This window comes from Streptomyces sp. NBC_01707 (assembly GCF_041438805.1).
Taxonomy (GTDB): Bacteria; Actinomycetota; Actinomycetes; order Streptomycetales; family Streptomycetaceae; genus Streptomyces.
Genome location: NZ_CP109190.1, coordinates 3867978 through 3880513, shown reverse-complemented (window position 1 = coordinate 3880513; position 12536 = coordinate 3867978). Strand labels below are relative to the sequence as shown.

The following is a 12536-nucleotide window of genomic DNA, read 5'->3' as shown; positions in this document are numbered from 1 at the left end:
TCGTATGCGGTTGTGCGACGGACGGCGATCTCGGGTGGTGGGGGGAATTCTCTTGCATCCCTGAGGAGGGTGTCGTGAAGCGCGGACTCATCGCGGCCATTGGTGTCGTAGCTCTCATGGCCGGTGCCACTGCCTGTGGCTCGGACGACGGCAAGGGCGACAGCGGCAAGAAGACCGGCCCCGACAGCTACAAGGGCCAGACGCTGACCGTCTGGGCCATGGACGGCTCCACGCCTCCCGGCTGGACCAAGGACCTGACCGCAGCCTTCAAGAAGAAGACCGGCGCCACGCTGAAGTTCCAGACCCAGAAGTGGGACGGCATCCAGCAGAAGATCACGACGGCTCTCTCCGAGTCGACCCCGCCGGACGTCATCGAGGTCGGGAACACCCAGACCCCGGCTTACGCGGCCACCGGTGGCCTCGCCGACCTGAGCGACCTCAAGCAGGAGATCGGCGGCGACTGGGTCGACGCGCTCAACAAGTCCTCGGTCTTCGACGGCAAGCAGTACGCCGCCCCGTGGTACTTCGCCAACCGCGTCGTCATCTACAACAAGAAGGTCTGGGCCGACGCCGGCATCAAGGACACCCCGAAGACGCGCGACGACTTCTTCAAGGACCTCGACGCCATCAAGAAGAAGGGCAAGGCCGAGCCGATCTACATGCCCGGCCAGAACTGGTACTTCTTCGACGGCCTGACCATCGGCCAGGGTGCGGACCTCGTGAAGAAGGAAGGCGACAAGTACGTCTCCAACCTCTCCGACCCCAAGGTCGCCGCGGCCATGGAGCTCTACAAGAAGTACCAGTCCTACTCGAAGGCCCCCAAGGACAAGGACGAGGCGACCCCGCAGCAGGCCGAGGTCTTCGCCAAGGGCAACGTCGGCGCCTTCATCGGCATGGGCTGGGAGGCCGGCACGGCCATCGCGGCCAACAAGAAGATCGAGGGCGACATCGGCTACTTCACCATCCCGGGTGAGACCGCCGACAAGCCCGAGGGTGTCTTCCTCGGTGGCTCCAACTTCGCGGTCGCCGCGGGCAGCAAGAAGCAGGACCTCGCCAAGGAGTTCCTGAAGCTCGCCCTGTCCGACCAGTTCGAGGGCCAGCTGGCCAAGGAGAACGGCGTCATCCCGAACAAGGAGTCGCTCAACTCCAACCTGACCGGCAACGGCGCCGCCGAGGCCGCGGCCCCGGCCGCCGTCGGCGGTGGCACCACCCCGCTCATCCCCGAGTGGGCCGCTGTCGAGAACGCGCCGAACCCGATCAAGAGCTACATGACCGCGGTTCTGAACGGCAAGTCCCCGGCCGACGCCGCCAAGGCCGTCGAGTCGGAGATCAACAAGCGTCTCTCGCAGACGAGCTGATCGCACGCGCCGGGGGGCGGGCAACGACCGCCCCCCGGCGCTCCCGCGTGACTCGACCGTACGGCCCGAGAAGAGATGGCGAGCATGTCAGTGCAGACCGAACAAGTGGACTCGGTCCCGGCAGCCGGCGTCCGCAAGGATGACGCGCCTCCCGGCGGCCCTGCCGCATCGAGCAAGAAGCGGGTCGGTGGCCCGGCCCCGTACCTGCTCCTCCTGCCCGCACTGCTCGCCACAGCGGTGCTCCTGGGCTATCCGCTGGTCAAGAACGGCATGCTGTCGTTCCAGAACCTCAACCCGCGCCAGCTGATCCTCCACCTGACCGAGTGGAACGGCTTCGACAACTACACCGAAGTCCTCGGCAGCTCGGAGTTCTGGAAGGTCGTCGAGCGTTCGATCTTCTTCACCGCCGCCAACGTCGTCCTGATCATGGTGCTCGGGACCCTGATCGGCCTGTTGCTCGCGCGCCTCGGCAAGAAGATGCGGCTGCTGCTCATGCTGGGCCTCGTGCTCGCCTGGGCCATGCCGCTCATCGCCGCGACCACGGTCTACCAGTGGCTGTTCGCCCAGCGCTTCGGTGTCGTCAACTATGTGCTCGACAGTCTCGGCTGGCACTCCATGGCCGACTACAACTGGACGAGCACCCAGTTCTCCACCTTCTCGCTGGTCACCCTGGTGATCGTCTGGATGTCCATCCCGTTCGTGGCGATCAACCTGTACGCCGCGTCGACCACGATCCCCAAGGAGCTGTACGAGGCCGCGTCGCTCGACGGCGCCGGTAGCTGGAAGAGCTTCACCTCGGTGACGCTCCCGTTCCTCAAGCCGTTCCTGCTGGCCACGACGTTCCTCGAAGTCATCTGGGTCTTCAAGTCCTTCGCCCAGCTCTTCGCGATCAACGGCGGCGGCCCGGACCGGCTCACCGAGACCCTGCCCGTCTACGCCTTCGTCGAAGGTGTCGGCAACCAGCACTTCGGCAAGGGTTCGGCCATCTCGTTCCTGACGATCATCGTCCTGCTGGTGATGACCGGCTACTACCTGCGCACCGTACTCAAGCAAGAGGAGGACGAGCTGTGAGGCGCTCACTGATCGGCCGGATCTGGCCCAACGCGACGGCAGTCGTCCTCTTCATCGGCTTCGCCTTCCCCGTCTACTGGATGTTCAGCACGGCCTTCAAGCCGACCGGCGACATCATCACCGACACCCCGGTGTGGTTCCCCACCGACATCACCTTCGAGCACTTCCGGAAGGCCGTCGCGGCCGACCACTTCTGGACCCTGGTCCGCAACTCGTTCACCGTCACCGTGCTCTCCGTGGCCGCCTCGCTGCTGATCGCACTGCTGGCGTCCTTCGCGATGGCGCGCATGCGTTTCAAGGGCCGCCGCGGCATCCTGCTGACCTTCATGATCGCGCAGATGGCGCCGTGGGAAGTCATGGTCATCGCGATCTACATGCTGGTCCGCGACGCGGACATGCTGAACAGCCTGGTCCCGCTGACGATCTTCTACATGATGATGGTCCTGCCCTTCACCATCCTGACGCTGCGCGGCTACGTCGCCTCGGTGCCGAGGGAGCTGGAGGAGTCCGCGATGGTCGACGGCTGCACCCGCCCGCAGGCCTTCATGAAGGTGATCCTGCCGCTCCTCGGCCCCGGCCTGATGGCCACCTCGCTCTTCGGCTTCATCACCGCATGGAACGAATTCCCGCTCGTCCTCATCCTCAACAAGGACATCGAGTCGCAGACCCTGCCGCTCTGGCTCTCCCAGTTCCAGACCGCGTTCGGTGACGACTGGGGGGCGACCATGGCCGCCTCCTCGCTCTTCGCCGTACCGATCCTGGTCCTCTTCATCTACTTGCAGCGCAAGGCCGTCAGCGGTCTTACCGACGGCGCAGTGAAGGGATAACGCCGGCCCATGACCACCTTCACCTCCACCACGGACACCGTCACGCGCGACGCCCTCGCCGTCCTGCAGCCCGGGTTCAGCGGTACCACCGCCCCCGACTGGCTGCTGCGCCGCGTCGGCGAAGGCCTCTCCTCCGTCGGCCTGTTCGGCCGCAACATCGAGACGCCGGAACAGCTTGCCGCGCTCACCGCCCGCCTCAGGGCCGAGCGGGACGACGTGCTCGTCGCGATCGACGAGGAGGGCGGTGATGTCACCCGACTGGAGGTGCGTCATGGCTCGTCCTTCCCCGGCAACCTCGCCCTCGGGGCCGTCGACGACCTGGAGCTGACCCGTGCGGTCGCTCAGGAGCTCGGCCGACGGCTCGCCGAGTGCGGCGTCAACCTCAACTGGGCGCCGTCAGCCGACGTCAACTCGAACCCGGACAACCCGGTCATCGGCGTACGGTCGTTCGGAGCCGACCCGCACCTCGTCGCCCGGCACACCGCCGCGTACATCGAGGGCCTCCAGGCCGCCGGGGTCGCCGCCTGCACCAAGCACTTCCCGGGGCATGGCGACACCGCCGTCGACTCGCACCATGCGCTGCCCCGCATCGATGTGGATCTCGACACCCTTCACGCCCGTGAGCTGGTGCCTTTCCGGGCGGCGATCGCAGCGGGTTCCAAATCGGTGATGAGCGCGCATATCCTGCTGCCCGCGCTCGACCCGGACCGCCCGGCAACCCTGAGCCCGCAGATCCTCACGGGCCTGCTGCGCAACGAGTTGGGCTACGACGGTCTGATCGTCACCGACGGCATGGAGATGCAGGCCATCTCCGCGACGTACGGAATCGAGCGCGGCTCCGTCCTCGCGATCGCCGCGGGCGCCGACGCCATCTGTGTCGGCGGCGGGCTGGAGGACGAGGCCACCGTGCTGCGGCTGCGCGACGCGCTGGTCGCGGCGGTACGGACCGGCGAACTGCCCGAGGAGCGGCTGGCCGACGCGGCGGCACGGGTACGTGCCCTCGCGTCCTGGACGCAGCGGGCCCGGGGGGCTGTCCCGGAGCCGGGCGCGGCAACGCAGGAGGGGACCGCGCCCGGCACCGGTATCGCGTCCGACATCGGCCTGGTCGCCGCGCGTCGCGCGCTGCAGCTGACCGGCACCGCCGAGCCGCTCACCGAACCCGCGTACGTGGCCGCGTTCACCCCCGTCGCGAACATCGCGGTCGGTGACGAGACCCCGTGGGGCGTCGCGGCCGAACTGGCCCGGGTCCTGCCCGGCACCGCGACCGACACGTACAGCGGCGAGACCGAGGAGCCGGCGGCCGCGGTGATGCGGGCTGCGGGGGATCGGCGCATCGTCGCGGTCGTCCGTGACGCCCACCGGCACGCGTGGATGCGCGAGGCACTCACCACGCTGCTGGCGGAGCGCCCCGACACGGTGGTGGTCGAGATGGGCGTGCCGCAGGCGGAGCCGCGGGGAGCGCTGTACATGGCGACCCACGGAGCCGCACGGGTCTGTGGCGTCGCGGCCGCGGAAGTCATCACGGGAGCACCCCACCCGACGGCGTCCGACGACTGAGCCGAGCTCGTCCGGCGTTCGAGCAACACGGAAGGGCCGGGACACCGCCACGGTGCCCCGGCCCTTCCGTGTCCGGAGACCTGGAGCCGGGCTGGGCTCGCCTGATCCGAACGAAAGACCTTAGATCCCCTGCCACCGCGGCTTCGCCGCGTACGTGGCGCGGAAGTAGTCGGCCAGCTTCAGCTTCGATGCCGCCGCCTCGTCCACCACCACCGTCGCGTGCGGATGCAGCTGCAGCGCCGACGCCGGGACGAACGACGCCACCGGCCCCTCGACCGTCTGCGCCACCGCGTCGGCCTTGCCCTCGCCCGTGGCCAGCAGGATCGGGTGGCGGGATTCCAGAATGGTGCCTATGCCCTGGGTGATGACATGGTGCGGCACCTGGCTGATGTCGTTGTCGAAGAAGCGCGCGTTGTCGATCCGGGTCTGCTCGGTCAACGTCTTGATCCGGGTGCGGGACGCGAGCGAGGAGCACGGTTCGTTGAAGCCGATGTGACCGTCGGTGCCGATGCCGAGCAGCTGCAGGTCCACCCCGCCGGCTGCGGCGAGCGCCTTGTCGTACGCCTCGCAGGCGGCCTGCACGTCCTCGGCGGAGCCGTCGGGGCCCATGAAGGAGGCCTCGGACAGGCCGAGCGGTTCGACGACCTCGCGCAGCACCACCGAGCGGTACGACTCGGGGTGGCCGGCCGGCAGTCCGACGTACTCGTCGAGCTGGCAGATGCGGGCGCGCGAGGCGTCCACCTCGCCGGAGCGGACCTTGGCGGTCAGTGCCTGGTAGATGGGCAGCGGGGTCGAACCGGTGGCAACGCCGAGAAGTGCGTCGGGCTTGCGGCTGAGCAGGGCGCCGATGGCCCCCGCGATGAGCTCGCCGCCTGCCTTGGCGTCCGGGACGATGACAACTTCCACGCGGGGCCTGCCGATCTGAGGAGGTGATGACGTGTGGTATAGACCAATCGAGATCTAATCTAGCAGAGCCGGACCACCGTGCGGTGACGTGCGGATGCCGTTCGTGCGCTGTCCGGCCGCGGCCCGCTGGCGGCCCCCGGCTCTGCCGTGGTCGACTTGGTCGGACCGCCGCTCCGGACGCACCGAGACACCTCTGGGAGGCACCCGACATGTCCGCCACGTTTCCGGCCGAAGAGGGCGAGCGGCCGGGCCGCATCATGTCCGGCGAGATGGCCGAGCAGCCCGGGGTGCTGCGCCGCATCCTCGACCGGGGCGCCCCGGAGATCCGGGCGGTGGCCGCCGAGATCGCGGCGAAGAACCCGCGCTTCGTCCTCCTCACCGCCCGCGGTACGTCGGACAACGCGGCGCTCTACGCCAAGTACCTGCTGGAGATCCGGCTCGGCCTGCCCTGTGGTCTGGCGTCGATGTCGACCACCACGGCGTACGGCGCCAAGCCGGACCTGCGGGACGTCCTCGTCATCACCGTCAGCCAGTCCGGCGGCTCGCCCGACCTGGTGGCCTCCACCCGGGCGGCGCGCGAGGCCGGCGCGATCACCCTGGCCGTCACCAACAACCCGGACTCGCCGCTCGCCGCCGTCTCCGAGCACCACATCGACATCCTGGCGGGACCGGAGAAGGCGCTCCCGGCCACCAAGACGTACACCGCCTCCCTGCTGTCCCTCTACCTCTTCGTCGAGGGACTGCGCGGCGGGGACGGCGCCGCCGCCGCGATCCTGCCGGAGCTGGCCGAAGCGGTTCTGGCCCGCAAGGACGAGATCAAGGGCCTGGCGTCGCGTTACCGCTTCGCCGAGCGCATGGTCATCACCTCGCGCGGCTACGGCTACCCGACGGCCAAGGAAGCCGCCCTGAAGCTGATGGAGACGAGCTACATCCCCGCTCTCTCCTACTCCGGCGCCGATCTGCTGCACGGCCCGCTCGCCATGGTCGACAACATCTCCCCGGTGATCGCCGTGGTCACCGACGGCAGGGGCGGCGAGGCACTCCAGCCGGTCCTGGACCGGCTGCGCGGCCGTGGCGCGGACCTCTTCGTGGTCGGCCCGAAGGCGCAGGTGGAGGCGGCGTCCGCGGGTTTCGTGCTGCCGACGGCCGGGGTCGCCGAGGAGGTTCAGCCGATCCTGGAGATCCTGCCGCTGCAGTTGCTGGCGTACGAGGTGACGATCGCCCGTGGTCAGGACCCGGACGCGCCCCGCGCACTGGCCAAGGTCACCGAGACCCGCTGAACACGGGGCGGCCCCCGGAAACACCCGCGGGCCGCGGCGCCAGGACGGGACCCTCAGCCCGTCCGGCACCGCAGCCCGGAGTTGCTCGGCCGGCGGTGTGCGGTGCCCCCGGCCGGGGAGAGGTGCCGTCGCAGTCAGGGCAGAGAGCGCGGCCACCTCGATCCGCTCTCCTGTGCGGGGAGAGCGGAAGCTCTTTCCTCAGCATTGTGGACTAGACCATTCGTCTGTGTCCATCCATCGGAGCGCGGCAATTTCCGGCCCCTTCCCCCTTGCACGCACAGGCCGGTCGTTCGGTTCGGAACCAGTGCGTATCCACAGGTACGCTCGCACACGTGCCCTCCATGAACGACCTCGTCCGCCAGCACACAGCCCTGAGTGACACCGACCTCGAGTGGCTGCATCTGCTGGTCTCGGAGTGGCAGCTGCTCTCCGACCTGTCCTTCGCCGACCTGGTCCTCTGGGTCCCCACCCGCGACGGAACCCGCTATGTGTCGGTCGCCCAGATGCGGCCCAACACCGGTCCCACCTCCTACCAGGACGACATGGTGGGTCACCTGGTGCCGCGCGGCCGCCGTCCGCTGCTGGACGCGGCGCTGGACGAGGGCCGGATCGTGCGCGAGGGCGACCCTGAGTGGCGCGAGGAGGTGCCGGTACGGGTCGAGTCCATCCCCGTACGCCGCGAGGGCAGGGTCCTCGGGGTCATCGCCCGGAACACCAACCTCCTGACCGTCCGCACCCCGTCCCGACTGGAGCTCACCTACCTCCAGTCGGCCTCGGACCTGGCCCAGATGATCGCTGCCGGATCCTTCCCGTTCCCCGGCCAGCAGGTCGACATGGATGCGTCGCCGCGCGTCGGCGACGGGCTGATCAGGCTCGATGCCGACGGCGTCGTCCAGTACGCCAGCCCCAACGGCCTCTCCGCGTACCACCGCCTCGGTCTCGCCTCCGACCTGGTCGGACACCACCTCGGCAAGACCACCGCCGAACTCGCGCCGTCCCGCGGCCCGGTGGACGAGGCCCTGGTCAAAGTGGCCAGCGGATACGCGCCGCGCGAGTTCGAGGTCGAGTGCGCGGGCGGCGTGATCCAGCTCCGGGCGATCCCGCTGAAGCCCAAGGGTGTCCGTATCGGCTCCCTGGTCCTGCTCCGCGACGTGACCGAACTGCGCCGTCGCGAGCGTGAGTTGATCACGAAGGACGCCACCATCCGGGAGATCCACCACCGGGTGAAGAACAACCTCCAGACCGTGGCCGCCCTGTTGCGTCTGCAGGCCCGCCGGATGGATTCCGAGCAGGGCCGTGAGGCCCTCAACGAGGCGGTACGGCGCGTCGGTTCGATCGCCATCGTCCATGAGACGCTGTCCCAGAATCTGGACGAGCGGGTCGAGTTCGACGAGATCGCCGACCGGGTCATCGCGATGGTGGCCGAGATCTCGCCGGGCAAGGTCACCTGCCGTCGCACGGGCCGTTTCGGCATCCTCGACGCGGAAGTGGCGACTCCGCTGGCCATGGTGCTCACCGAGGTGCTGCAGAACGCGCTGGAGCACGCGTTCACCGTCGCGCAGACCGGCACGGTGGAGGTCTCCGCGGTGCGCGGCGGCTCCCCGACCGAGGGCCGGTTGCGGATCACCGTCCAGGACGACGGGTGCGGGCTGCCCGAGGGGTTCGACCCGCAGCGCGCCGGCAATCTGGGCCTGCAGATCGTGAGGACGCTGGTGGAGGGCGAGTTGAGCGGATCGTTCGGCATGGTCCCGGCTCCCGGACGCGGCACGCAGGTGGTCCTCGACATCCCGGTCAGCGCGGAGAAGTAGCCGCGGCTGTTCCCCGGGGGAACAGCAGTGAGCCCGGACCGTTGTTGACGGTCCGGGCTCACTGGTCATGCATGCGCTTCGGGGGTACTGCGCGCTGCGACTCGGGGGGCGGGTTGGTGCGTACGCTCTGTACGCGCCGCCTGACTGAGGCTCGTAGCGGTGGCGTCGGATCAGGCGCTGGCGTTACGCGCCCGGTTGCGAGCGGCGCGGCGCTTCATTGCGCGGCGCTCGTCCTCGCTGAGGCCACCCCAGACGCCGGAGTCCTGGCCGGACTCGAGCGCCCACTGCAGGCACTGCTCCATGACGGGGCAGCGACGGCAGACGGCCTTGGCTTCCTCGATCTGCAGCAGCGCAGGACCGGTGTTGCCGATGGGGAAGAACAGCTCGGGGTCTTCCTCACGACAAACGGCGTTGTGACGCCAGTCCATGGCTGCTACCTCTCCTTGGTATTGCATACTGTTGCTTGTGAATGTGAACGCTTTCACGAATCCCCCCACAGGTGACGGGCCGACGCCCAGATGAACTGGTTGTGGTCCTGTGCAGTGAGGAGGGGTTCTGGCTCTCAGTGGAGGCCGTTGTTGCGGGCCGTCCCGATCGCCATGTAGAGATTCGCAAACCTCGGCGGCGGATACAACCCCTTCCGGAAACTTTTTTTTGATTCCTCGGTGTCGGCTAGGTCACAGCCGTACTTCTATGGGGTGGAGGCCAGTCCAAACGTTCGAGTTAAAGGACTTTGGGTCCTTCCGCTCACACAATCACACGCAGTGCACGGCGTACGCCTGTGAACGTCACACTCGTACGCAGGCCCAGGTGGTCACCATCCATCTGGAACGGCAGCGGAACCTTTGAATGCAAGGTGAAGTCCGTGAGGTCGTGAAGTGAAACAGCGTGCTTGCCGTGCGGGCCCTTCTCGGGACTCGAAGTGAGCAGCTGGGTGCCGTACCGGGCGACCGCGGGGGTGGAGAGGCGCTTCAGTCCGAGGACGTCCAGGGCGGTGTCGAACGAGGCCTTCGGGGACGCGTACATCGGACGATTCCCCAGGTAGGTCCAGGGGGCCGTGTTCGAGATTATGGACAGCGCGAGATCGGTGACCGGGTTCGCGCCGGGGGCTTCCAAGGTGATCGTTCCGTGCCGCCGGTGCGGTTCGTCCAGGAACTGCCGGACCACCTGACGTACGTACAGCGCATGCGTCGACCGCTTGCCGAGTTCGCGCTTCTGTTCGACCCTGCCGACCACGCCCGCGTCGAAACCGAGACCGGCACAGAAAGTGAACCAGCGCTCGGGGACCGACTCGTCCTCGGTGCCGGGTGTGCCGGCCGCCAGCCCCAGGCCGACCGTGCGTTCGGTCCGGTTGGCCAGTGCGTCCAGGATCGCTCCGGTCGCCTCCACCGCGTCGTTGGGCAGACCCAGGGCGCGCGCGAAGACATTGGTGGAGCCGCCGGGCACCACGGCGAGGCTCGGCAGATTGTCGATGTCGGGCCCCTTGTGGAGCAGGCCGTTCACGACTTCGTTGACCGTGCCGTCGCCGCCGAGCGCCACGACGAGATCGATGTTGTCGGAGTCGGCGGCCCGTCGCCCCAGGTCCCGGGCGTGCCCGCGGTACTCCGTGGTCACCGCCTCCAGCTTCATCTCGCTGGCCAGCGCATGGATGAGCACATCACGGGTCCGCGCACTGGTGGTGGTAGCAGCTGGATTGACCACAAGGAGTGCGCGCATGACGGCCAGACTACCTACCACGTGGTATCGGTCTGAAGTCCTTACCCGTTGCCTTCACGCTCGGTGACGGACCGGGTGCGGTGGGCTGGACCGCGGCGCTCCGATCCGTACCCCGGCTTCGCTTTCGCGGCGCCGGGATGCCAACCTGCAAGGGTGAGTACTCAGCAGAACACGCCGCCCTCGTCGCCCACGGCCGAGCCGACGAAGCCGGCCAGGATCGCCCTCGTGGCCGGACTCAACGCCCTCGAAGGGGCGGCGCTCGCAGTCGGTGGGGTCTACATGCTCGTCATGGGCCTGCTCGGTCGGCCGGACAGCCCGGAGCAGGCGGAGATGGGCGGCCTCACACTGACCGTGCTCGCCCTGATCCCGCTCCTCGCCGCGCGAGGACTGCTGCTGCGGCGCAGCTGGAGCCGGGGCCCGGCACTGATCACGCAGCTCATGGCCCTGCCGGTGGCGTGGACGCTGCTGCGCTCCCACGGTGCGCTGATCCCGGCGGGCATCGTCCTCGCCGCGGTGGCGCTGACCGCGCTGGTGCAGCTGTTCAGGCCGGTGACGAGGGAAGCGCTGGGTATCGGGGGTCCGCGCGCGACGCCGGAGACGTGACGCGCGACGCCCGCTACTCCTCGACCAGCAGCCGTTCGCGCAGCTGTGCCAGCGTGCGGGCCAGCAGGCGCGAGACGTGCATCTGCGAGATGCCGACCTCCTGTGCGATCTGCGACTGCGTCATGTTGCCGAAGAACCGGAGCAGCAGGATGCGCTTCTCCCGGGGCGGCAGGTCCTCCAGCAGGGGCTTCAGTGACTCCCGGTACTCGACGCCCTCCAGCGCCTCGTCCTCGGAGCCCAGCGTGTCCGCGACCGCCGGGGACTCGTCGTCCGTGTCCGGGACGTCCAGTGAGAGCGTGCTGTAGGCATTGGCCGATTCCAGGCCCTCCAGGACCTCTTCCTCGGAGATGCCCAGCCGCTCCGCCAGCTCATGGACCGTGGGCGACCGGCCGTGCTGCTGGGAGAGCTCCGCGGTGGCCGTGGTGAGAGAGAGCCGCAGCTCCTGCAGCCGGCGCGGTACCCGCACCGCCCAGCCCTTGTCACGGAAGTGGCGTTTGATCTCGCCCACGACGGTGGGTGTCGCGTACGTGGAGAACTCGACGCCGCGGTCCGGGTCGAACCGGTCCACCGACTTGATCAGGCCGATGGTGGCGACCTGCGTCAGATCGTCCAGCGGCTCGCCGCGGTTACGGAACCGGCGGGCCAGGTGCTCCACGAGCGGCAGGTGCATCCGCACCAGCCGGTTGCGCAGTTCGGCCTTCTCCGGCGAGCCGTCGGGGAGTTCCCGGAGCTCGATGAAGAGCGCCCGCGCTCCACTGCGGTCATGTGGATCGTGGTGCCCGTGCTCGCTCATCTGGCCTGCCCGCTCCGCCTGCTCCACCGCGACCGTACGGGCCACCGGCCCGTCCGCCCCGTCCTCCGGATGGGGCAGGGCCGCCTGCTGCTCCGGGATGCCTGCTGGTCGCACCACCCCTGGTCGGATCGTCTCGTCCCGCACAGGACCGTCCCCGTTCCCGTTGCTCACGCCGGCCCGGGTCCCGCGCCGCGCTGTTTGTACAGGCTGATACTGACCGTACGGTCGTCGGCGACCGTGGAGTCGACCTTGCCGGCCAGTGCGGAGAGCACCGTCCAGGCGAATGTGTCGCGCTCGGGGGCCCGGCCGTCCGTCGTCGGGGCCGCTACCGTCACCTCGAGAGAATCGTCGACGAGTCGGAAGACGCAGCTGAGGACGGAGCCGGGCACGGCCTGCTGGAGCAGGATCGCGCAGGCCTCGTCGACCGCGATGCGAAGATCCTCGATCTCGTCGAGCGTGAAGTCCAAGCGCGCTGCGAGACCGGCCGTGGCCGTACGCAGCACCGACAGGTAGGCACCCGCAGCGGGCAGCCGGACTTCCACGAAGTCCTGATTCCCGGGCTCGCCTGCGATCTGGGACACCCTCACCTCCAAGGTGGCACAAACTCTTTCGAGGTT

General features: G+C 68.7%; 12 protein-coding genes. 7 read left to right on the top strand and 5 right to left on the bottom strand.

What is annotated here, in order from left to right; all coding sequences use genetic code 11:
- Positions 1 to 74: 74 nt before the first annotated feature.
- The 4 genes from OG963_RS17360 (at position 75) to OG963_RS17345 (ending at position 4813) form a co-directional block, all read left to right on the top strand.
- Positions 75 to 1358, top strand: a complete 1284-nt coding sequence (locus tag OG963_RS17360; RefSeq protein WP_030915652.1) for an extracellular solute-binding protein — start codon at positions 75 to 77, stop codon at positions 1356 to 1358.
- A gap of 84 nt (positions 1359 to 1442) precedes the next feature.
- Positions 1443 to 2429 carry a carbohydrate ABC transporter permease gene (locus OG963_RS17355; protein ID WP_030915653.1) on the top strand — a complete coding sequence of 329 codons (987 nt, stop codon included), beginning with the start codon at positions 1443 to 1445 and terminating at the stop codon, positions 2427 to 2429.
- Positions 2426 to 3256, top strand: coding sequence for a carbohydrate ABC transporter permease (locus tag OG963_RS17350; protein WP_093772650.1), 831 nt, complete (start codon positions 2426 to 2428; stop codon positions 3254 to 3256). The genes OG963_RS17355 and OG963_RS17350 overlap by 4 nt, the downstream gene beginning before the upstream one ends.
- Before the next feature lie 9 nt (positions 3257 to 3265).
- Positions 3266 to 4813, top strand: a complete 1548-nt coding sequence (locus tag OG963_RS17345) for a glycoside hydrolase family 3 protein (RefSeq protein WP_093772648.1) — start codon at positions 3266 to 3268, stop codon at positions 4811 to 4813.
- A 120-nt stretch (positions 4814 to 4933) separates the two neighbouring features.
- On the opposite strand, the gene nagB is transcribed toward OG963_RS17345, so the two are convergent.
- A complete protein-coding gene (nagB, locus tag OG963_RS17340; protein ID WP_030915661.1) occupies positions 4934 to 5719 on the bottom strand; it encodes a glucosamine-6-phosphate deaminase in 786 nt (261 codons plus the stop codon).
- Between the two features lie 209 nt (positions 5720 to 5928).
- Between nagB and OG963_RS17335 the strand changes: the two genes are divergently transcribed.
- Together OG963_RS17335 and OG963_RS17330 are read left to right on the top strand one after the other, a co-directional pair.
- Positions 5929 to 6999: an SIS domain-containing protein gene (locus tag OG963_RS17335; RefSeq protein ID WP_093772646.1), complete on the top strand. Its 1071-nt coding sequence runs from the start codon at positions 5929 to 5931 to the stop codon at positions 6997 to 6999.
- 341 nt (positions 7000 to 7340) lie between these two features.
- The gene (locus OG963_RS17330; RefSeq protein WP_030915668.1) at positions 7341 to 8807 is read left to right on the top strand and encodes a sensor histidine kinase; all 1467 of its coding nucleotides are present in this window, start codon (positions 7341 to 7343) and stop codon (positions 8805 to 8807) included.
- 170 nt (positions 8808 to 8977) lie between these two features.
- Here OG963_RS17330 and OG963_RS17325 read toward each other — a convergent pair whose 3' ends face one another.
- Together OG963_RS17325 and OG963_RS17320 are read right to left on the bottom strand one after the other, a co-directional pair.
- Positions 8978 to 9235, bottom strand: a complete 258-nt coding sequence (locus tag OG963_RS17325; RefSeq protein ID WP_003953983.1) for a WhiB family transcriptional regulator — start codon at positions 9233 to 9235, stop codon at positions 8978 to 8980.
- A 319-nt stretch (positions 9236 to 9554) separates the two neighbouring features.
- Positions 9555 to 10523: a diacylglycerol kinase family protein gene (locus tag OG963_RS17320; RefSeq protein WP_371799219.1), complete on the bottom strand. Its 969-nt coding sequence runs from the start codon at positions 10521 to 10523 to the stop codon at positions 9555 to 9557.
- A 225-nt stretch (positions 10524 to 10748) separates the two neighbouring features.
- On the opposite strand from OG963_RS17320, the gene OG963_RS17315 reads away from it, so the two are divergent.
- On the top strand, positions 10749 to 11126 hold the full coding sequence (locus OG963_RS17315; protein WP_371800302.1) for a hypothetical protein: 378 nt from the start codon (positions 10749 to 10751) through the stop codon (positions 11124 to 11126).
- Positions 11127 to 11139: 13 nt separating this feature from the next.
- Here the strand turns inward: OG963_RS17315 and OG963_RS17310 are convergent, their stop codons facing one another.
- On the bottom strand, positions 11140 to 12090 hold the full coding sequence (locus OG963_RS17310) for an RNA polymerase sigma factor SigF (RefSeq protein WP_371126322.1): 951 nt from the start codon (positions 12088 to 12090) through the stop codon (positions 11140 to 11142).
- On the bottom strand, positions 12087 to 12500 hold the full coding sequence (locus OG963_RS17305) for an anti-sigma regulatory factor (RefSeq protein WP_030915678.1): 414 nt from the start codon (positions 12498 to 12500) through the stop codon (positions 12087 to 12089). Before OG963_RS17305 ends, OG963_RS17310 begins: the two co-directional genes overlap by 4 nt.
- Positions 12501 to 12536: the final 36 nt, after the last annotated feature.

Coding starts and splice junctions, on each gene's coding strand:
- OG963_RS17355 (WP_030915653.1), top strand. CDS start 1,443: ATGTCAGTGCAGACCGAACAAGTGGACTCGGTCCCGGCAGCCGGCGTC.
- OG963_RS17345 (WP_093772648.1), top strand. CDS start 3,266: ATGACCACCTTCACCTCCACCACGGACACCGTCACGCGCGACGCCCTC.
- OG963_RS17335 (WP_093772646.1), top strand. CDS start 5,929: ATGTCCGCCACGTTTCCGGCCGAAGAGGGCGAGCGGCCGGGCCGCATC.
- OG963_RS17330 (WP_030915668.1), top strand. CDS start 7,341: ATGAACGACCTCGTCCGCCAGCACACAGCCCTGAGTGACACCGACCTC.
- OG963_RS17325 (WP_003953983.1), bottom strand. CDS start 9,235: ATGGACTGGCGTCACAACGCCGTTTGTCGTGAGGAAGACCCCGAGCTG.
- OG963_RS17320 (WP_371799219.1), bottom strand. CDS start 10,523: ATGCGCGCACTCCTTGTGGTCAATCCAGCTGCTACCACCACCAGTGCG.